21 protein-coding genes are annotated in these 18,586 nt (G+C 59.8%); 8 read left to right on the forward strand and 13 right to left on the reverse strand.

All coding sequences use genetic code 11. The features are described 5' to 3' along the window. Window positions 1-8 precede the first annotated feature (8 nt). On the forward strand, window positions 9-1,121 hold the full coding sequence (gene queA / locus SynMEDNS5_RS02905) for a tRNA preQ1(34) S-adenosylmethionine ribosyltransferase-isomerase QueA (RefSeq protein WP_186584207.1): 1,113 nt from the start codon (window positions 9-11) through the stop codon (window positions 1,119-1,121). Window positions 1,122-1,130: 9 nt separating this feature from the next. Here queA and cysK read toward each other — a convergent pair whose 3' ends face one another. From cysK to SynMEDNS5_RS02920, 3 genes are all read right to left on the reverse strand, one after another. Beyond that, window positions 1,131-2,117 carry a cysteine synthase A gene (gene cysK / locus SynMEDNS5_RS02910; protein ID WP_186584208.1) on the reverse strand — a complete coding sequence of 329 codons (987 nt, stop codon included), beginning with the start codon at window positions 2,115-2,117 and terminating at the stop codon, window positions 1,131-1,133. Between the two features lie 79 nt (window positions 2,118-2,196). Then, window positions 2,197-3,681 carry a PLP-dependent transferase gene (locus SynMEDNS5_RS02915; RefSeq protein WP_186584209.1) on the reverse strand — a complete coding sequence of 495 codons (1,485 nt, stop codon included), beginning with the start codon at window positions 3,679-3,681 and terminating at the stop codon, window positions 2,197-2,199. Next, window positions 3,681-4,835, reverse strand: coding sequence for a PLP-dependent aspartate aminotransferase family protein (locus SynMEDNS5_RS02920; protein WP_186584210.1), 1,155 nt, complete (start codon window positions 4,833-4,835; stop codon window positions 3,681-3,683). The genes SynMEDNS5_RS02915 and SynMEDNS5_RS02920 overlap by 1 nt, the downstream gene beginning before the upstream one ends. An 82-nt stretch (window positions 4,836-4,917) precedes the next feature. Here SynMEDNS5_RS02920 and SynMEDNS5_RS02925 point away from each other — a divergent pair, with 82 nt between their 5' ends. Beyond that, window positions 4,918-5,172, forward strand: a complete 255-nt coding sequence (locus SynMEDNS5_RS02925; protein WP_186584211.1) for a hypothetical protein — start codon at window positions 4,918-4,920, stop codon at window positions 5,170-5,172. A 9-nt stretch (window positions 5,173-5,181) separates the two neighbouring features. Here the strand turns inward: SynMEDNS5_RS02925 and SynMEDNS5_RS02930 are convergent, their stop codons facing one another. Continuing rightward, window positions 5,182-6,318, reverse strand: coding sequence for a fatty acid desaturase (locus SynMEDNS5_RS02930; protein WP_255440267.1), 1,137 nt, complete (start codon window positions 6,316-6,318; stop codon window positions 5,182-5,184). A 162-nt stretch (window positions 6,319-6,480) separates the two neighbouring features. Between SynMEDNS5_RS02930 and SynMEDNS5_RS02935 the strand changes: the two genes are divergently transcribed. After that, the gene (locus tag SynMEDNS5_RS02935; RefSeq protein ID WP_186584212.1) at window positions 6,481-6,672 is read left to right on the forward strand and encodes a hypothetical protein; all 192 of its coding nucleotides are present in this window, start codon (window positions 6,481-6,483) and stop codon (window positions 6,670-6,672) included. Between the two features lie 103 nt (window positions 6,673-6,775). Here SynMEDNS5_RS02935 and rpsD read toward each other — a convergent pair whose 3' ends face one another. Continuing rightward, window positions 6,776-7,384 (reverse strand): 30S ribosomal protein S4, encoded by a 609-nt coding sequence (gene rpsD, locus SynMEDNS5_RS02940; RefSeq protein WP_011932503.1) that lies wholly within the window; start codon window positions 7,382-7,384, stop codon window positions 6,776-6,778. Window positions 7,385-7,456: 72 nt separating this feature from the next. Here rpsD and yidD point away from each other — a divergent pair, with 72 nt between their 5' ends. Genes yidD through SynMEDNS5_RS02955 form a run of 3 tightly spaced genes read left to right on the forward strand, consistent with a single transcriptional unit; the run spans window position 7,457 to window position 9,574 of the window. Beyond that, on the forward strand, window positions 7,457-7,735 hold the full coding sequence (gene yidD, locus SynMEDNS5_RS02945) for a membrane protein insertion efficiency factor YidD (RefSeq protein ID WP_186585803.1): 279 nt from the start codon (window positions 7,457-7,459) through the stop codon (window positions 7,733-7,735). A gap of 22 nt (window positions 7,736-7,757) precedes the next feature. Then, complete coding sequence (locus SynMEDNS5_RS02950; RefSeq protein ID WP_186584213.1) at window positions 7,758-8,048, forward strand: glutaredoxin family protein; 291 nt, start codon at window positions 7,758-7,760, stop codon at window positions 8,046-8,048. A gap of 26 nt (window positions 8,049-8,074) precedes the next feature. Next, entirely contained in the window at window positions 8,075-9,574 is a 1,500-nt protein-coding gene (locus tag SynMEDNS5_RS02955) for a UDP-N-acetylmuramoyl-L-alanyl-D-glutamate--2,6-diaminopimelate ligase (protein ID WP_186584214.1), read from the forward strand. Between the two features lie 9 nt (window positions 9,575-9,583). Here the strand turns inward: SynMEDNS5_RS02955 and SynMEDNS5_RS02960 are convergent, their stop codons facing one another. From SynMEDNS5_RS02960 to SynMEDNS5_RS02975, 4 genes are all read right to left on the reverse strand, one after another. Next, window positions 9,584-10,417, reverse strand: coding sequence for a TSUP family transporter (locus SynMEDNS5_RS02960; RefSeq protein WP_186584215.1), 834 nt, complete (start codon window positions 10,415-10,417; stop codon window positions 9,584-9,586). Between the two features lie 140 nt (window positions 10,418-10,557). After that, complete coding sequence (locus tag SynMEDNS5_RS02965) at window positions 10,558-11,277, reverse strand: Coq4 family protein (RefSeq protein ID WP_186584216.1); 720 nt, start codon at window positions 11,275-11,277, stop codon at window positions 10,558-10,560. A 111-nt stretch (window positions 11,278-11,388) separates the two neighbouring features. Further along, window positions 11,389-12,633, reverse strand: coding sequence for an aminotransferase class V-fold PLP-dependent enzyme (locus tag SynMEDNS5_RS02970; RefSeq protein ID WP_255440268.1), 1,245 nt, complete (start codon window positions 12,631-12,633; stop codon window positions 11,389-11,391). Between the two features lie 17 nt (window positions 12,634-12,650). Further along, window positions 12,651-12,824 carry a hypothetical protein gene (locus tag SynMEDNS5_RS02975; protein WP_186586038.1) on the reverse strand — a complete coding sequence of 58 codons (174 nt, stop codon included), beginning with the start codon at window positions 12,822-12,824 and terminating at the stop codon, window positions 12,651-12,653. Window positions 12,825-12,951: 127 nt separating this feature from the next. On the opposite strand from SynMEDNS5_RS02975, the gene SynMEDNS5_RS02980 reads away from it, so the two are divergent. Then, window positions 12,952-13,674 (forward strand): DUF4079 domain-containing protein, encoded by a 723-nt coding sequence (locus tag SynMEDNS5_RS02980; RefSeq protein WP_186584217.1) that lies wholly within the window; start codon window positions 12,952-12,954, stop codon window positions 13,672-13,674. Here the strand turns inward: SynMEDNS5_RS02980 and SynMEDNS5_RS02985 are convergent. The 3 genes from SynMEDNS5_RS02985 to SynMEDNS5_RS02995 are packed head-to-tail and all read right to left on the reverse strand — an operon-like array spanning window position 13,664 to window position 16,344. Continuing rightward, the gene (locus SynMEDNS5_RS02985) at window positions 13,664-14,938 is read right to left on the reverse strand and encodes an urea ABC transporter substrate-binding protein (RefSeq protein ID WP_186584218.1); all 1,275 of its coding nucleotides are present in this window, start codon (window positions 14,936-14,938) and stop codon (window positions 13,664-13,666) included. The two genes, SynMEDNS5_RS02980 and SynMEDNS5_RS02985, sit on opposite strands and share 11 nt — an antisense overlap. After that, entirely contained in the window at window positions 14,935-16,077 is a 1,143-nt protein-coding gene (locus tag SynMEDNS5_RS02990) for a hypothetical protein (protein WP_186584219.1), read from the reverse strand. Before SynMEDNS5_RS02990 ends, SynMEDNS5_RS02985 begins: the two co-directional genes overlap by 4 nt. A 21-nt stretch (window positions 16,078-16,098) precedes the next feature. Continuing rightward, window positions 16,099-16,344, reverse strand: a complete 246-nt coding sequence (locus SynMEDNS5_RS02995) for a NifU family protein (protein ID WP_186472709.1) — start codon at window positions 16,342-16,344, stop codon at window positions 16,099-16,101. Window positions 16,345-16,429: 85 nt separating this feature from the next. Here SynMEDNS5_RS02995 and SynMEDNS5_RS03000 point away from each other — a divergent pair, with 85 nt between their 5' ends. Continuing rightward, a complete protein-coding gene (locus SynMEDNS5_RS03000) occupies window positions 16,430-17,911 on the forward strand; it encodes a malate:quinone oxidoreductase (protein WP_186584220.1) in 1,482 nt (493 codons plus the stop codon). On the opposite strand, the gene SynMEDNS5_RS03005 is transcribed toward SynMEDNS5_RS03000, so the two are convergent. Beyond that, complete coding sequence (locus SynMEDNS5_RS03005; RefSeq protein ID WP_186584221.1) at window positions 17,900-18,556, reverse strand: TVP38/TMEM64 family protein; 657 nt, start codon at window positions 18,554-18,556, stop codon at window positions 17,900-17,902. The two genes, SynMEDNS5_RS03000 and SynMEDNS5_RS03005, sit on opposite strands and share 12 nt — an antisense overlap. Between the last annotated feature and the right edge of the window lie 30 nt (window positions 18,557-18,586).

An 18,586-nucleotide genomic window follows, 5' to 3' on the forward strand; every position in this document is an offset into this window, starting at 1 on the left:
ATCAGAGTGTGGCTGATCCCAGGGATCTTCAGCTGAGTGCCTACGACTACCAGCTTCCTGATGCGCGGATTGCTCAGAGGCCGGTCGAGCCGCGCCATGCCGCGAAATTGCTATTGGTTCCTCCCCTGAAGGAGCCGTCTTCGCAGGTGCGGCATGGGACGGTCTGGGATTGGCAGAACGAACTTCAGAACGGTGATCTGCTGGTGGTGAATGACACCCGGGTGCTGCAGGCCCGCTTGCGGTTGAGGCGTTCAGGTGGCGGACTGGGGGAATTGCTGGTGTTGGAGCCGAGGGGAGAGGGGCGCTGGTTGTGTCTGGCACGCCCTGGCAAGAAGTTGCGGCCCGGTGATCAGGTTTGGCTTGAGGCGCTCGAACAGGATCCGCTGCCCCTTCAGGTTCTGGCGAGCGATCCAGCCAGTGGCGGACGCATTGTGCAATTCCCGCCGGCCTTTGCTGACGCCATCGCGATCGAGGCCCTGCTGCAGCGTTATGGAGAAGTTCCGCTTCCGCCCTACATCACCTGCCACGACGACTCCGATCAGGAGCGTTATCAGACGCGCTATGCATCACGTCCAGGGGCTGTGGCCGCACCAACCGCTGGCCTGCATCTCAGTGATGATCTTCTGCAGGCAATCCGCGAGCGTGGCGTGCAGATGTCCACAGTGACCCTTCACGTGGGGCTGGGGACCTTCCGGCCCGTGGAAACTGAGGATCTGCGCGAACTCAGCCTGCACAGTGAATGGGTGGAGGTGTCTTCGGAGCTCGTGGCTGCTGTGGAGGCCTGCCGCCAACGTGGTGGGCGGGTGATTGCTGTGGGCACAACGAGTGTGCGGGCTCTGGAGGGGGCTGCTGCAGCTGGCGGTGGACGCCTGCAACCTCTCAAAGGGCCGGTGGACCTGGTGATCCAGCCCGGTTACCGATTCAAGGTGGTGGATGGATTGCTCACCAATTTCCACCTTCCCAAAAGCTCCCTGCTCCTTCTGGTGAGTGCCCTGATTGGGAGAGAGCGGCTGCTGGATCTGTATGAGCTTGCGATGGCAAGCGACTATCGCTTTTATTCCTACGGGGATGCGATGTGGATCGCACCGGGAGCGGTGCTCATGGAGGCCCGCCCCAGGTGATGAGTTCGATCAGACAGCTACAGGCTGTTCGATGATGCCGGTGGGCACATCCGCGAACATCACGGACGACAGGTAACGCTCGGCCAGGTCGGGCAAGACGACCACGATGGTTTTGCCGGCGTACTCATCTTTCTCCGCCAGACGAATGGCCGCGGCTGCAGCGGCACCGCAGGAAATTCCCACCAGCAGACCCTCCTCTTTGGCGAGGCGCAGAGCCATGTCAATGGACTCCTCGTTCGTCACCTGCTCGACCTTGTCGACCACGGAGAGATCGAGGTTCTTGGGAATGAAACCAGCACCGATGCCCTGGATCTTGTGGGGGCCAGGCTTGATCTCCTCGCCATTGAGGGTCTGGGTGATCACGGGGCTGTGGCTGGGCTCCACGGCCACGGACTCGATCGCCTTGCCAGCCTCATTTTTGATGTAACGGGATACGCCGGTGATCGTGCCGCCGGTGCCGACGCCGGCCACCAGCACATCGATGGCTCCATCGCAATCGTTCCAGATCTCAGGCCCTGTGGTTTTGAAGTGGATTTCAGGGTTGGCAGGATTCTCAAACTGCCCGGGCATGAAGTATTTGGCTGGGTCGGTAGCGGCGATTTCCTTGGCCTTGGCAATGGCACCGGGCATGCCCTTGGCGGCCTCGGTGAGCACAAGCTCTGCGCCGAGCACGGCCATCACCCGACGACGTTCGATGGACATCGACTCGGGCATGGTGAGCACGAGCTTGTATCCGCGCGCTGCGGCGGTAAAGGCCAGGGCAATGCCGGTGTTGCCGGAGGTGGGTTCCACGATCACCTTGCCTTCGGTGAGATCCCCACGCTTTTCGGCGTCCCAGATCATGTTGGCGCCGATGCGGCACTTCACGCTGTAGGCAGGGTTGCGACCCTCAACCTTGGCGAGCACGGTGGCTTTGCAGCCCTTGGTGACGTGATTGAGACGCACCAGCGGCGTGTTGCCGATGGCCTGGCTGTTGTCGGCGTAAACGCGTGACATGTCGGTGAAGGCGTTTCTAGTCCGCCAATTTTAAAGAGCTCATCACGTCTTGATTGCTGCTGTTAAGAGGATCTTCAGGTCAGGCCGAAAGGGCCCGATCGAAACGGCTCCAGAGTTCGTCGTGATCTTCTAGTCCCACAGACACCCGCAGCAGGTGTGAGGGAACCCCGCAAGTCTCGGCCCAGGGCAATTCCCCGTAATGGGCCAGCAGCACGTAGGGGCAGACCAGGGTGAATGCGGTGCCGAGACTGGGTCCTTTGCAAACCTGCAGGGCGTCGTAGACCCGTGCTGCCTTCTCAGCTCCTTCTTTCAGCGTGAACGACAGCAGGCAACCATGGCCTCCCTCGGAACGGCGAAGCCTGTTGAATCTCTCGCAGCGTTCCGGATGGAACACCTGGGCGACGGCGGGATGCTGCTGAAGCTTTGCCGCCAGTGACTGAGTGTTGGCATTGAGCTTGGCAACACGCTCGGCTACATCGCGGCTGCCCTGTTCCAGGACGATGGCGTCGGCGCCTGCGAGATCCGCAACGGCCTGAGCTGATGCCTTGCTCCGGGCCCAGCTCTCCCACCAGGGGGAAAATGGACTGATCACCAGGCTCCCTGCCATCACATCGCCCCGTCCCGCAAAGCTTTTGGTGAGGGAGCTGAACACCAGATCCGCATGGGGGAGCGCATTGATGTTGAGTCCCGAGCCGATCGTGTCATCGGCGATCACCGGGATCCCCCGTTCGTGGGCCAACGCTGCAATGTCGGGCAGATTCACGCAGCGAAGCAAAGGGTTGCTCGGCAGTTCCACCACGATGGCTCCCGGTTGGAGGCGATCCAAGGCCGTCTTCACTTGTGAGGGTGCGTCGTCGAGGAGCAGCTCTGCTCCGCTGAAGACCTCCTGGGGCAGCTTGAGCACATCCACATAGGGAAAGCCGATCTGCAGCACCGGCCGCCCGGGATGGAGGACTTCGATGCGTTGAAGCGCCCGGTGCAGTGCCGCCATCCCGGAGGGATGCAGGCTGATAGCGCTCTCTTGGCAGCCGTAGATCCCAGCCAGGCGTTGAATCAGCGTGTTCAGGGCCGCCTTGGCGATCGCCGCATCAGGCGAAGCCTCCTCGCCCAGGGCGATGGCCGCCAGGCGCGACGATGCACCCAGGCCCGTGTGTTGCCAGAAGGCTTTCGCGGCCATCGTCCTGATCGGATCGGCGACCAGGCAGGGCACTCCCCGCACCGTTTGGATCGTGCTGAAGCCGTCCGGGGCCTTTCGTTGGCAATGGTTCGCGGCTGCTTTGGCCGCGGCTTCACTGGGATAGGGCCAACTGCTGAATCCAGTTGACGACGCCCAGCCAGATTCCTTCAGTGCCAGATCCGCCAGTTCCCTGACCAGTGGATGCAGTCCGAAGCGCGGGTAAACAGCGCGAAGCGCCGCACGGCACGAGGGCTCGTTCTCCTCGTAGGAGATCACGTCGCTCCAGCGGGGCAGCGCGACGGAAACCGCATGGATGGCATCCGGCAGGGGATGGCCGAGGTCGTGCCCCTGCCAGCAGGGATCCTCCAACAGGTTGCGCGGACTCATCACAGCGTCGCTAGTGCCTGATCGAGATCTGAAATCAGGTCGGCGACGTCTTCACAGCCAACTGACAAACGGATCAACCCGTCGGTGATGCCCAGCTTGCTCTTGACTTCAGGGGACACAGCTGCGTGGGTCATGGTGGCGGGGTGGCAGATCAAGCTCTCCACGCCCCCCAAGCTTTCCGCCATGGTGAACCAGCGCAGTGCCTTGCATACCGCATAGGCCTGTTCTCGGCTGGTCTCTAGACCGATGGTCACAATGGCTCCACCGCCGTGCATCTGTCTAAGGGCTACAGCCTGCTGGGGATGGTCAGAGCGATGGGGATAGCGGGTCCATTCCACCTGGGGGTGGTCGGCCAGATGGTCGGCCAGTGCAGCCGCGTTTTCGATCTGTTGGCGCAGCCGCAGTGGCAGGGTTTTGATGCCGCGGGTGATCAACCAGCAGTCAAAGGGAGACGGCATCAGGCCCAGAGCCTTCTGGGCGAACACCATGCGCTCATGCCATTCAGGGGCATCTGTGCAGACGGCACCTCCGAGGGCATCGGAATGCCCGTTGATGTATTTGGTGGTGCTGGTGAGCGAGAGCGTGGCACCCAGCTGTAAAGGGCGCTGCACCAGGGCTGTGGCGAAGGTGTTGTCGACCACAACAGGCACCTCAACGCTGCGGGCTGCGCTGCAGACCGCTTCTAGATCAATCACCTTGAGCAGCGGGTTGGTTGGGCTCTCTAGCCAAATCATGGCGGGCTGGAGCTCGGTGATTGCTGTTAGTGATGAGGAATCTGTGAAATCCACCCATTCAGTACGCACGCCGAATTTGGCGAAAACCTGTTCGAACAAACGCACGGTGCAGCCGTAGAGGTTCTCCTCGCACAGCACCAGGTCTCCCTGTTGGAGGGTGGAGGCGATGGCTGTGATCGCACTCACCCCCGAGCCGAACACGGTGGCGTGGTCGCACCGTTCCACCGAGGCCAGCACACCTTCAAGAATGCGGAAATTGGGGTTGCCTGAACGGGTGTAGTCAAAGCCTCCGGGATTGCCATGGGCGAAGGTGGAGGTGGCGTAAATCGGCGGCATCACCGTGCCGGTGTCATCCGCGAAGCTCTCGCCGTGATGGATGGCACGGGTGGCATCAGCGGGTGCGATCGCGGGATGCTGCAAGGGGTGACTCCGCTCAGCTTGTAAGGCTAGGAAATGGTCTTTGCGAACCCATTAGGGTCAGGCCCCGTGTTCAGGCGTCATCGTGACTGAGAACCCTTTGCAGTCCCAGAAAGACGAGTGGAGAGATCACGTTCTCAGCGAAATCGTTTCTTTTTTGAGCGAGAACAAAGAAGCAATTCACTCTCGCTATTTCGAACAACGAGAGGGCAAGCTTTCTCGCGAATTCATTGAAGAGGCAGGGTTGATGGATTTTGAACTTGCGATCACCTTCCTCGAAGATAAGCCGAAAGGTTTTGGTTTAGGTCTTGGTTTCTTTAAGGCCAATCTCATTCGCTGACCAATGAAATCAACGCTTGAGTGATTGTTTTGCGGAGACGAGTTGCAGCGTCTCATTGTCCCAAAGGATGAGCGAGAAGCAGTCCCAGAGCTGATCTAGCCGGAGCCTCTTGACTCCTTCAAAATTGTTTTGTCGGTCTTCGTGGCAATGGCGGAGGCGATAGTTGGGAATCCTTTCTGACAGGTGGTGAACGTGGTGATAAGCGATATCGGCGGTAAACCAGTTAAGAATAGGAGGCATGATAAGAAACGATGAACCATCGATAGCTCCTTTGAAATAACTCCAATGATCTTCGTCACTCGCATAAGAGCCAGGAAAGTTGTGCTGAACAAAGAAGACAGCAATCATGATTGCTGCGCTTGTGCTCATGATTAAGGTGTAAAGAATCCAGAAGTGCCAATATCCGATTGCGCTTCCTATCCACCACCACGCGAGCGAGATGCAAATGGTATTGGCAAGTGTGTCGTAAACCTCTTCTTTTGTGTAGAAGAAGCTGGATTTGTGATCGTTGATAAATGTAAATGGATTGAATAACTTTCTGTTAGAAATTTTTCGAAACCCATCAATGATTCCATTGGCCATCAATTCAATAAACCCCAAAAGCAATGCCACTCTTGGCTTGATCACTAAGTAGTAAAAGCCTCCAGGGAAAAGAGTTAATGGGTGGCGCAGTGCTTGATAGAGGAGCTGAGAATTCTTGCTCTTTTTCTCGTATTCGAGACGCGTCGTTAAAGCCGACGGGCCTCTGTATCGATTCCAATTGCCATTGTGTTTGTGGTGGAAGGCATGGCCTCTTGACCAGGGGTGGTGCGGCATTGCATGGAAAATGCTCAGTAAGAATGCGGCAGAGCGATTAGCAGTTTTAGACTTGAATAAGCTGTGATGACCGCAGTCATGCATTAATGAGAAGCTTCTGCTTAAAAATAAAATGATTAAGGCGAACAGAGCTGGCGTTAATATCAACGACAACACGTTTAGCTGTTCGGTGGTTTTAGCGATCGCAATGCAGCACAGGACTAAGGGAACGGCTGTATTGATAATCTGCCATGAGGCAATTCTGTTGTCACTTGCCATGTAAGGCTTGATATTTAAATCAATGCGCCTTAGTGGTGTTGATGGCAAAGTTTTGGTGACGGCGCTGGTCAAGGGGATTGCCTTCGTTGGTCAATGGTGTGGCGCGAATCATTCGGAGAACTTTTTTGTAGGGAGGTCGTGCCGAACGATGGAGCTAATGGTAAAAATCAATTCAACATGGCGCGAAATTTCACGGTCTCGCCATTGTGTCACTGACCTTAGTGGATTTTGTGAATGGTTGACCCATCTGTGCTCCCTGGAAAGCTGAGAGCCCTGACCTATTCAGAGATGATGAATGGTGGTCGCGCGCAGATGGATGAGCAAGCTTACGAGCGAGAGCTCGAACTGAAACAACGCGAAGCGACCCTTGAGCACCAGGTCAGCCATCTGGAGCAATCTCTCAAAAGTGCCGAGTCGTTGCGCTGAATCGGGCAAGATCAAAAAAAAACTCCTGCCCGCCAACAGTCGTGGGAGCAGGAGGAGTGCCAGGCTCTTGGAGTGGCTCCAAAAGCCAGTTGGTGAGTGCAGGTCAGACCTTTCTGGAGTAATACTCCACCACCAGCAGTTCGTTGATTTCCAGGGCGACCCACTCGCGTTCGCAGCGGCCCACCACCTTGGCGTTGAGCTTGGGCTTGTCGAGTTCCAGGTGCGGGGGCACGTTGGCCAGTCCTGGAAATTCCAGGTTGCCTTCAGCCAGTTGCTTGCTGCACTTGCGCTCACGGATGGCGATCACATCGCCGGGCTTGCACTGGTAGCTGGCGATGTCGGTGACACGACCATTCACAGTCACGTGTCCGTGGTTCACCAGCTGACGGGCGCCGGGGACGGTGGGTCCAAAGCCAAGGCGGAAGCAGACATTGTCGAGACGGTTCTCGAGCAGCTTGAGCAGGTTGGTTCCAGTGGAACCCTCCTGGGCGCGCGCTTTCTTCACGTAGCGCACGAGCTGACGCTCGGAGACTCCGTAGTTGAAGCGAAGCTTTTGCTTTTCTTCGAGACGGATCGCGTATTCAGAGCGCTTGCGACGGGCTTGGCCGTGCTGACCGGGGGGATAGGACCGCTTTGCGGCCTTCCGGGTGAGACCGGGGAGGTCTCCCAAGCGCCGCGTGATCCTCAGACGAGGGCCGCGGTAACGAGACATAGGGGAAGGAATGGTTGGACCTTCGCGCCGTTGGCACGCCATGCTGAACGCAGTGTCAGCATCGCGATCAACATGCACGAATCAGCCATCTTATCTGGCGATCGGAACACCTTCTTTGCGGGGCGCATCAATCGTGCGCTCGCTCAGGTGATGTTGACCCTGATTGGCTTCTACCGCCGCTGGTTTTCGCCGCTGCTCGGCCCTCGCTGCCGCTTCATCCCGAGCTGCAGCGCTTACGGGCTCGAGGCGATTCAGCGACATGGTCCCTGGCGGGGCGGCTGGCTCACGTTGCGCAGAGTCAGCCGTTGCCACCCTCTCACCCCCTGCGGGTGTGACCCCGTACCGGATTGATCGGCTTGTGGTTCACCCTTCCATGCTTCATGTGTTGACGCTCTACAGCCGCCAGGGCTGCTGTCTGTGTGAAGGGCTTGAGCAGCGGCTTCATGCCCTTGACCTCACAGCTCTTGAGCCTCCCCTTGCTCTGCAGGTGGTGGATATTGATGCCCCTGGGGTGGAACCTGGTCTGAAGGCTCGTTATGACCTCGAGGTTCCAGTTCTGGCTCTGAACAGCAGCCCCTTGCCGCGGGTGTCTCCTCGTCTTTCCGGGGAGGGACTGTTCAGCTGGTTGCAACGGGTCTGCGCCAGCGCTGCAGGATCGGTCTAGAACGATCTCTCATTCAGGGATTGGTGATGACGCAGACGCTCCATGCCCTGCTCAATTCTGTGGGTTTGCCTGTGCCTGCTGGGGTGGCGAATGCAACGGTGACAGCACTCACCTGTGATTCTCGCTGTGTTGGCAAGGGCAGCCTGTTCATTGGCCTGCCTGGAGAACGGGTTGATGGAGGCAGCTTCTGGCCACAAGCGCTGGCGGATGGTGCTGCTGCAGTTCTGATCGGTGAACAGGCTGCCGCTGAGCATCCACCCGGCCCTGGAGACTGCGTTCTCGTGGTGCCAGATCCCGTGGCCTTTTGGGCTGGTGAGTTGGCGTCGGCCTTCTGGCAGCGGCCCTCCATGCGTATGGAGTTGATCGGTGTGACCGGCACCAATGGCAAAACCACCACCACCCACCTAATTGAACATCTCAGCCAGGCTTGCGGTCGGCCTGCTGCTTTGTTTGGAACCCTGGTGAATCGATGGCCCGGCCACAGCCTCACCGCCACGCACACCACAGCGGCGGCCGATCGCTTGCAGGCTCAGCTGGCGGAAGCCCTGGAAAGGGGAACCCAGGTGGCAGCCATGGAAGTCAGCTCCCATGCCCTCGATCAGCAGCGCGTGGCGGGATGTCGCTTCTCGGGAGCCGTCTTCACCAATCTCACCCAGGACCATCTCGACTACCACCCGTCGATGGAGGCTTATTTCGAGGCCAAGGCCCTGTTGTTCGCCTCGCCCTATCTGGTGGGTGAGGGGCCCAGGGCGGTGGTGAACGTGGATGATCCCTGGGGCCGGCAGCTGGCGGATCGGTTGGGTGAGCGAGCCTGGCGATGCAGTCTTGAGCACGAAGCTGATTTGACCATGGGCGACTTGCGCATGACGTCCAATGGCGTGGATGGATTGCTTGTCACGCCTCTGGGTGAAGGCCGGTTCCACTCACCGCTGGTGGGACGCTTCAATCTGATGAATCTTCTGCAAGCTGTGGGTGCCCTGCTCCAGCAGGGATTGCCCTTGGCACTGCTGTTGCGCTCTCTTCCTTCCTTCCGCGGCGTGCCAGGGCGGATGGAACGGGTTGTTGTGACTGGCTCAGCCGCAGAGGATCATCCCGCCGTGCTTGTGGACTATGCCCACACACCAGATGGTTTGCGCAACGCACTGGAGGCCTGTCGTCCCTTTGTGAGGGGGCAGTTGATCTGCGTGTTCGGCTGCGGCGGTGATCGCGACCGGGGCAAGCGACCGCAGATGGCGGCCATCGCTGCTGAGCTGGCGGACCGGGTGGTGGTGACCTCTGATAACCCGCGAACGGAGGATCCAGGCCAGATTCTTGAGGATGTGGTGGAGGGTCTACCCGCCGTTGCCGAGCGTCAGGTTGAGGTGGATCGTGCCAAGGCCATTGCCTTGGCGATCGCGCAGGCGCGCTGCGGTGATCTGGTTCTGATCGCCGGCAAAGGGCATGAGGACTACCAGATTCTCGGCACCGAAAAAGTGCATTTCGATGATCGGGAAGAGGCAGAGCAAGCTTTGCGCCACTGGCGGTGAGATCGCTTTTCAGATCAGCGTGTCCACAACACGCAGGCATGGAAGCCGGCCGATCAGCAACCCAATGCTGACTGCAAATCCCATCACGAGCAGCAGCACATAGAGACGGAAGAACTGGGTTTCTGAGGCCTTCAGGAAAAATCGTTTTCCAGCAAGGCTGCCAGCCAGGGTGACTGGAATCAAGAAGAAGCCGGCGGTCGCGTTGATGGGAGTGAGCAGTCCCAGGCTGATCAGAGGGATCAGCTTGAGGATGTTCTGCACCAGCATGTAACTCAGCTGGGCAGGCACAAAGGTCCCTCGGTTCAGCCCGTGGCGCAGAAAGTAGAGCGTCATCAGCGGGCTGCCGGTGTTGCTCACGGTTTGGCTGATACCCACCGCGGATCCCATCAGCACGAGGCCGCTGGCGCGGGGGGCTCCAGCTCCTCCGCCGAGGTGCGCCAGCCTGTCCCTTAGGACCAACAGCAGGCCATACACCAGACAGAGCAAAGCCACGAGCAGTTCGAGGCGCCGGTGCACCTCGGCTTCCTCCCCGCTGGAGACCAGGCCCCAGAGGATTAGCCCGCCAATAGCAGTTCCGATCGCTGCGCTGGGTAAGAGGGGCAGGAGCAGAGTGCGTCGCGCTCCCGCGCGATGTTGCCAAACACCGAGCAGGGCTGCTGGAAGCATCAGTAGCGCCACAACGGCGACACCGTTCACAGCGCCGATGGCGAAGACCATCAGGGGTGAGGCGATGAATCCTCCGGTGCCCAGGCCACTGCGGCCGAATCCCATCAGAAAGGCTGAAAGGATCGCGAGAACGACGGCGAGCCACGGGATGGGCTGGCTGACGAAGGGTTCCAGCAATGGATCAGCCCATTCGGACCAAAGCTAGCAATGAACGCTTGCGTCACTTTGGCGTTACGTTGCTAACGCGTTGACGTGGCAGATTGCGTTGACGAGGGTCTGCAGGTCGTTGTCGTTGCTGCACACGTGGGTGCAGGCTCTCAGGCAGCTCGGATCGGCGAGGTCGCGAGCCAGGCATCCCGTTCTTTGGGGAAAGGCGAAGACTCCAGGAATGGAGTGAGCCCAAGGAGATCACGCCAAGCGGGCACTGATCGTTCCCAGTTCTCCTCCCAGCGCACAGCCAGCAGTGGCTGATGCCAGTCTTGAGCCAAGATGATTCCAAAACGCAGGGCTCGCCAGATCAAGTCGTGCTCCTCTGGTTGCAGTAGTCCATGGGTCATCCAGGCGCCGACGACAGCAACGGCTCCAGCATTGCGGTAGCGGCAGGCGTAGAAACTGGCTGTCACCATTTCCCCGGCAGTGCTGTCGGGGACTCCGAGGATGAGATGGTGTAGATCATGGGTGCGTCGAAGGCGTTCTGCCAGGTACTGCCAGGGTTGATCTCCTTGATTCGAGCTGGGCGGTAGATCATTCAGCCCCTCTGCATCAAATCGGCGTTGAAGGCAAGCCCCCAGGCTGTCGGGTGGCATCCGGCGGCGCTGCTCTGCCTCAGGCCAAGCTGGTTGGTATCGCTCCGCGGCGATTTTGATGTGGTGTGAGTCGAGAGCCAGCGCTTCAAAACTGCTGCGGGCGAGCGGGGTTCCATCAACGACCTGCAGCAATCGGAACACATGGGTGCTGAGATGCTCTGGATCACGAGCGCTCTGCAGCAGGCCCACTGCAGCACGGAAAGCAGCGGCTCTAAGTTCTGTTCTCTTCACGTCAGTTTTGATTCAAAAGTTCTCGCCTGAAGTGCCAGTTCGGATCGAAGCGATTTCCATAGCCAGTCGCCCTTGGTGGATTTCTTGCTTCGAATGATGCCGCGGATGGCGTTACTCAACTGGGCCGATTACTTGGCGCATGGCGTTGACGAGTTCCTGCAGGTCGTCGTCATTGCTGCACACATGCGTGCAGGCTCTCAGGCAGCTCGGATCGGCGAGGTCGCGGATCCAGATGCCTTGATCTCCCAGTCGTTTCACCACCCGCGCCGGTTGCAGCGCAGTGGCTGTCTGGTCGAGCGCAAAACTCACCAATCCTGCAGCGGGAGGGCCATCGAGCAGAGGCATCACCCCGGGAACGGCCGCGAGCTCTTGCCAGAGACGCTCACTGAGAAGGCGAATGCGTTCCAGGCGCTGGCCTGGTCCCCCCTCCTGTTCCAGCAGATCCAGGGAACAGCGCAGCCCTGCCATCAGCGGTACACAACTGGTGGCCACTTCGAATCTGCGGCTGTCGGCGTGGAAAGGATGGGGATCGTCGAGGGACGCTCGGGTTTCATCGCGCAGGCTCCGCCATCCGATCAAGGTTGGCTTGGACTCCTGGAGCACACGCTCTGACAGAGCGACCCCGCCAAGTCCCTCAGGGCCGCAGGCCCATTTGTGACCTGTAAAGGCATAGATGTCTGCGGCGGCAGCGGCCTCATCAACTGGTATTTGGCCCACACTTTGGGCTGCATCCACCAAGAGAAATGGTTTGGCAGGGTGCTGTTGAAGTTGGGCGGCGACGGCGGCGATCGGCATCCGCTGTCCGGTGTTCCAGAGCAGATGGGAGAGCACCACCAGGCGGGTTTTTGAGGTGAGCTGCTGCTCGAGGGCCTCCAGCACGGCCGTGTCGGTCTGGTCCTGATCGTTGCGCCCTCCCCGCAGATGCTTCACGGGAAGCTCATTCACGCTGAGGCCCATCCGGCGGGCGAGTTCCAGGCAGGCTGCCACCACACCGGGATGCTCACAGTCGCCGATCAGGATGTGATCGCCTTCGCTGATGGGTAGTCCCCATAGCGGCAGAACGCAGCCACTGGTTACGTTTTCACTTAAGGCCAAGCGATGGGGAGGGACGCCGCAAAGCATGGCCAGCTGCGCCCGCGTGCTGTTCACCTCGGCGCTGACGTAGGGCCAGACATCCGTGGTGAACGGACCCAGCTGCTGCATCCGTTTCCAGCTGGCCGTGATCGCATCTAAGGAGGGATCGGGCAAGGGTCCTTGCCCCCCGTAGTTGAAATAGGTCTTGCCGCTTAGGGCTGGGCAGAGGTCTCTCAGCATGCGTTCAGGAGAGGGGGGATGGATGGGGCGGTTCAGGCTCATGATCGCGAACCTCCTCTTCAGCTCGCATCGCGGAGCTGCCGGGTGCAGGAGATGGTGCAGTCTCTGTCGTTGAGGTCGCAAAGGCTGATGCAGTTGAAGTAGATCTCCACGGCATCCCAGGTGGCTTCGCGGTCTTTTTGATTCACCATGACTTGCACCGACCTGATCAGATGGCACTGACTTTGGTTCATGACAAGCTCCGCTGACTGCTTCCAGCTTCCTCCTGTTGAAGGGTGAGAACGCGCAAGGCAATCAGCGGATTCCCACCCGGTGGATGTGCTCAATCCATGGCTACGTTGCCGCTGTGGAGAGATCGCCATGACGACCGTCGACTGGCTCGGCATCCTTCACCCCGCGTTGGCGGTGGTGATCATCTATCCCTTGATCGGGATGGTGGTGCGATTGGCGATCCAGACCCGGGCACGACGGTTGCAAACGCTGAAGTGTCCTCCCACCGTGGGCCGCGAACACAGTGATCTGGGCCGCTGGCTGGCGGTGGGTGTTGTGATGCTGGTGCTCGTGGCCCTCACCGTGGCGATTGCGACTGATCAACCCTTGATGGCCTTTCAGGGCGGAGCCGCGAGGGCTGCGCAGTTGCTGCTGGTGCTTGCTGGCACCCTTGCGGGATTGGCGGCGCTGTGGGTGTCCAAGGCGCCGGGGCTGCGGCTCGCGTTCGTGCTGATCACCTGGGCCGGGGTCCTGGGCCTGGGCGCGCAGCCTGAGGTCTGGCGGCTGTCCGACGATCCCTTGTCGCCAGCCTTCTGGCAGTCCCATTACTGGTCAGGTGTGGCTGTGGTGGGTCTGATGCTGTTTTCTCTCGGTGCCCAGCCAGAGATTCAGCGTGACCTGCGCCTGCGGCGGTTGCATGTCACCGCCAATGTGCTGGCGGCTGTGTTGTTCGTGGTGCAAGGCATCACCGGAACAAGGGATTTGCTCGAAATCCCCCTGAGCTGGCAGAAGGCAACGATCTATTCCTGCAACTTCAACACGCGCACCTGTCCGCCGCCGGCCTCAACACAGCCGCCTGTGATCAGTCCTTGATCAGGGGCGGCACCCGGTGATCGCAGGTTGCCCCCGCTGACTCTGCAAGGTCAGGGTTCCAGGGCATGGGTTCGATCAACCCGAAGTCCTCCAGCACCTTGAAGCCCCCTTTGGCGTCGGCCTGGGCCAAGAGAGACCGCTTCCTCAGATGAAGGCTGGAACTCACCTGAAGATCACCCTGGGGTGCAGTGAAACGGCTGCCGATGAGCGACTGGCGCACAGCGTCGGTTTCGAGGCTGCCGGAGGTCTCCACCGCCTGAGCCCAAAGGTGCACCAGGCTGTAGCCAGCCTCTGCCGGGTCGTTGATCACGCGGTGGTAGCCGTAGCGTCGCCGGAAGCGTTGCGCGAAAGCGGTGGATTCCGGCGTCTTCAGGCTCTCGAAATAACTCCAGCTTGCGTAACTGCCGGCGATATTGCGTCCTCCGATCGCGATGGCCTCTTCTTCCGATACGGAAAGGCTGAGCACCTTGAGTTCAGAACGCTGATTCAATCCTTGTTTTTGCAGGGCCTGGAAGAAAGCGATATTGCTGTCGCCGTTGAGGGTATTCACCACGACAACCGGACCTGCGTTGAGAGCGGCTTGAATCTCTGCGATCAGCGGTTCAACAGCTGCACTCCCCAGCGGCAGGTAGCGCTCTTGAAGCACACGCGCTTGTGCGCGCGCTGCCTGAGCGCGGATGATGCGATTGGCTGTTCTCGGGTAGACGTAATCCGAGCCGATCAGCAGCAGCCGTTTGCTGTGATTGTCCAGCATCCATTTCAGGGCCGGTTCGGATTGCTGGTTGGGAACCGATCCTCCATACACCACAACAGGAGAGCACTCCTGTCCCTCGTATTGCACTGGGTAGAACAGAAGCTTGTTGTTGGTCTCCATCACTGGAACCATGGCTTTGCGGCTGGCGGAGGTCCATCCACCGAAGATCGCCACCACCTTGTCTTCGTTCAGCAGTCGTTGTGCCTTGCGAGCGAACTCGGCGGGTTCAGACATGCCGTCTTCTTCAATGGCCTCAACCAGCACCGCCCGGCCGTTGAGCCTGAGGCCGCCAGCGGCATTGATCTCTTCGATCGCCAGACGCTCCGCCTCGGCCACCGTGGCTTCAGAGAGCGCCATGGTGCCGGTGCGCGAGTGCAGGATGCCAACGCGGATTGTGGCTGTGTGCTGCGGCTCATTACGGTGCCCGCAGCTGAGGAGCAACAGCGAGCCCAGCAGGCTGACCAGGCTTGAAAGGCTCTTCCGCGTCGCAGTCGCGATTCCCTGGTTCATCGTCTTCCCCAGCTGATCACCGCGGTCAGCACCAGCAGGCCCAGGGAGAGGTACTGAAAGCGCGTGTCGGCTTGATTGATCCGCCGCATGGTGCTGGCCTTCTGCTCATCCGGTGCAGCCACGTAGGTGTTGTACCCCCACGTGAACAACCCGAACAGAGCCATGGCAATCAGATAGCTCGTTGTGAAGAGATCATCGAGGAAGGTGGTGTAAGGAAGCTTCGGCAAGGAGGAGTGGTACGACTGCTGCAGAAAAATCAGGGTGAGCAGGGCCGTTGACGGAATGGCAAGGCGTACATCGGAGAGGGTTCCCTCCACCGATGGCGCCATCAGCACGATCGAATTGATGATCATCAGGGGGATGATCCAGTTCACAATCCCTGGCCACAGATTCGACTGATAAATCACTTCCAAGCGCACCTGGCTGAGCTGGGGGCGATACCAGGTGCCCAGGCTGTTGGAGCTCCGGCGTAGAAATGGTTTGAAACTGGCGCCCTGAAGCTGGTAGCCGCTGAGGGAGCCCAGTTCCCCCACGAGATTGTCGTTGGAGGGAGCAGGCAGCAGACGCAGATCGGCGTATTTCTGGGAGGTCCAGAGGGGTTCGAGCTCGATGATGATCGGCACCTTCAGCACATCGAAGGGATCTCTTCGGAAGTCCACCGCATCGTCGTAGAACCGACTCGAGAAGCGGAAGAGCAGCTGATGTCGTCCTCCCGAGAGCTCCCGCGGCCCTGCAGCGGATGGCTCAAAGGTGGAGTCCCATGTCTCAATGCGATTGGTCAGTGAAATCAGATCGGCTGGCTCAGTGTCGTAACGCTCAAGTAGCTCCTCCACCTCGGGGAGCCACTCCAACCAGATTTCACCGTCGGCTGTGAAGGTGCGCGAGTTGAGATTGAGTTCGTAGATCTTGTCGAGATGAATACCCGCATAGATGAACGGGTGTTTGGCGATGAGCTCCTCGGAGGGCTGGACGGCCTCCAGACCTGCGGTGCCTTCCATCTCCTCCTGCATCGCGTCAGGGTGAATCGTTTCCGCACTCGGGCCGCGATCAACGATGGCGCGTGTGCCCAAAAGCAGAGTGATTGCCAGAACCGAGGCAATGAGCAGAAACCTGAAGCGTTTTGAGATGGTCCGGCGCATTCGTCCCCTGGCGTTCACCCTTTAGAGCACTTGCACCACTTCGCTCACCTCGGGAATGGACTCGCGCATTTTGCGTTCGATGCCCATCTTCAGCGTCATGGTGCTGCTGGGGCAGCTGCCGCAGGCTCCTTGAAGACGCACCTTCACCACTGGCCCGTCAATCTCAACCACTTCCACGTTGCCACCGTCAGCCATTAGGAAGGGGCGAAGCTCGTCGAGCACCTTCTCCACGTTTTCGCTGGTCAGCGGCATCGTTTCGGAGCTCATGGCCGGATTCAAGACGTTCAGACCCAGCGTAGGCATGCGCCCGTCGAGGTTGATCCATACGCTTGGAGAAGGGTGACTCTGTGCTGTGGACCGATACGACGCTGTGCTGGTGGGTGCCGGGATCATGAGTGCCACCCTGGCATCGCTTCTGCATGCCCTGGACCCAAGGCTCAGGCTGCTGATGGTGGAAGGCTTGGAGGCCCCAGCGCTGGAAAGCAGCGCCGCGGCGAACAACGCCGGCACCGGCCATGCGGCCAACTGCGAACTCAATTACACCCCCCAGCGCGATGACGGATCAGTCGCGACGGACAAGGCCCTGGCGATCAATGCGTCGTTTGAACGCAGTCTTGAGTTCTGGGCCTCACTGGCGGAGCTGGGATCCCTTCAACCCAATCGTTTTCTGCATCGTGTTCCCCACCTGAGCTTCGTGTGGGGCGAGCAGGATGTGGCGTTTCTGCGGCAGCGGCACCGCCAACTCAGTGCTTTGCCGGCGTTTGCAGCGATGGAGTGGAGCACGGATGCCAGTGAGATCGCCGAATGGATTCCGCTGATGATGGCAGGACGGAATGGGCATGAGCCCCTCGCTGCCACGCGTGTTCAGCGAGGGATGGATGTGGATTTCGGCAGCCTGACGCAGATGCTGCTGGCACCCCTACAGAATGCAGGAGCTTTGGACGTGCTGTTCGGCACCCGTGTGCAGAGGCTCAGGCGCAGCCGCACCCAACAGATGACGTCTGGTGATTGGCAGATGGATCTGCGCAGTCCCTCCGGCGGCCGTCATGTGAGGGCTCCATTTGTGTTCCTGGGTGCAGGAGGCGGTGCCTTGCCGCTGCTTCAGAGCAGTGGGATTTCCGAGGCTGCCGACTTTGCTGGGTTTCCTGTGAGCGGCCAATGGTTGGTCTGCCAGCAACCGGAACTTGTGGATCATCACTTCGCCAAGGTGTACGGGAAAGCCAAGGTGGGAGCACCACCGATGTCGGTTCCCCATCTCGACACCCGCTGGATTGATGGGAAAAGGTCGTTGCTGTTCGGTCCCTATGCCGGCTTCAGCAGCAAGTTCCTCAAGACGGGCTCGCTGTTGGATCTGCCGAAGTCGGTTCGCATCAGCAATCTGCAGCCCATGCTTCAAGTGGGAGTGAACAACCTCCCCTTGGTGAACTACCTGATCACGCAGCTGCGCCAAAGCCGCACCGATCGCATGGATGCCCTTCGGGATTTCCTTCCGCAAGCCAGGGAGCAGGACTGGACTCTTTCCGTGGCCGGTCAGCGTGTGCAGATCATCAAGCGAACGCCTGAAGGCGGTCGCCTGCAGATGGGAACCGAAGTGGTGAGCTCCGCGGATGGCTCTTTGGCTGCCCTGCTCGGAGCCTCCCCGGGGGCCAGCACGTCAGTGTCGATCATGCTCACCGTGCTTGAGCGTTGTTTCTCAGAGCCACTGGCGACAGCCGCCTGGCAAGAGCGCCTCAGGGCACTGATCCCCTCCTTCGGCCAAGACCTCAACGCGGATGGAGACGCTCTGCGCCGAACCCGTGAGCGCAGCGATGCGCTTCTCGGCTTAGCTGGCTGATCCATCCTTTCGCTGCTGGGCACGCTGCTTCACCAGCCCGGCGACCAGGGCCAGGGCGAACACCCCGAGCAGGGCTGCGCCCAGGAGAAGCTTGCCGCCGCCGAGAATCCCCGCCCCAAGTGCCACGATCGGGGCATCACTGAGCAGCACACTCACCAGCAAGGGCAAGGAAAAGGCACGCCAGCTGGTGCCACCGAGGCCAGCGGCATAACTCACAAAATCAAACAGACCCGTCATCAGAAGACCCGTGAGTAAAAACGGGTTTCCCTCCAATTGATTCCGACTGAATCCTTCCACCTTGGCCATGGCCTTGTCTCCGACAAGACGTTTGATCGGCCCCCTGCCATATCTGCGCGCCAACAGAAAAGCGCTTTGGCAGAACAGAAGATCTGCGATCACGATGGCGATGAAGCCGGTCTGAAAGCCCAGGAGAGCGCCGGCCAGTAGGGAGTAAGCCGTGCTCGGCAAGGCCGGCAGCAGGATGCTGACTCCGCGGAGCAACACGATGCCGACTGGAGCCCAGACTCCCAGGCGTTCCACCTGGTTGCGCAGCGGCTCAAGTCCGTGCACCTGGATCAGGTGAAACAGCACAGCGAGTCCGGCGACGCTCGCAGCGATCAGCAGGAATCGGCGAAGGCGAAGCATGGGCTGGTGACGCATTTCACACCATCGAAG

This window comes from Synechococcus sp. MEDNS5, from assembly GCF_014279875.1.
Classification (GTDB): Bacteria; Cyanobacteriota; Cyanobacteriia; order PCC-6307; family Cyanobiaceae; genus Synechococcus_C.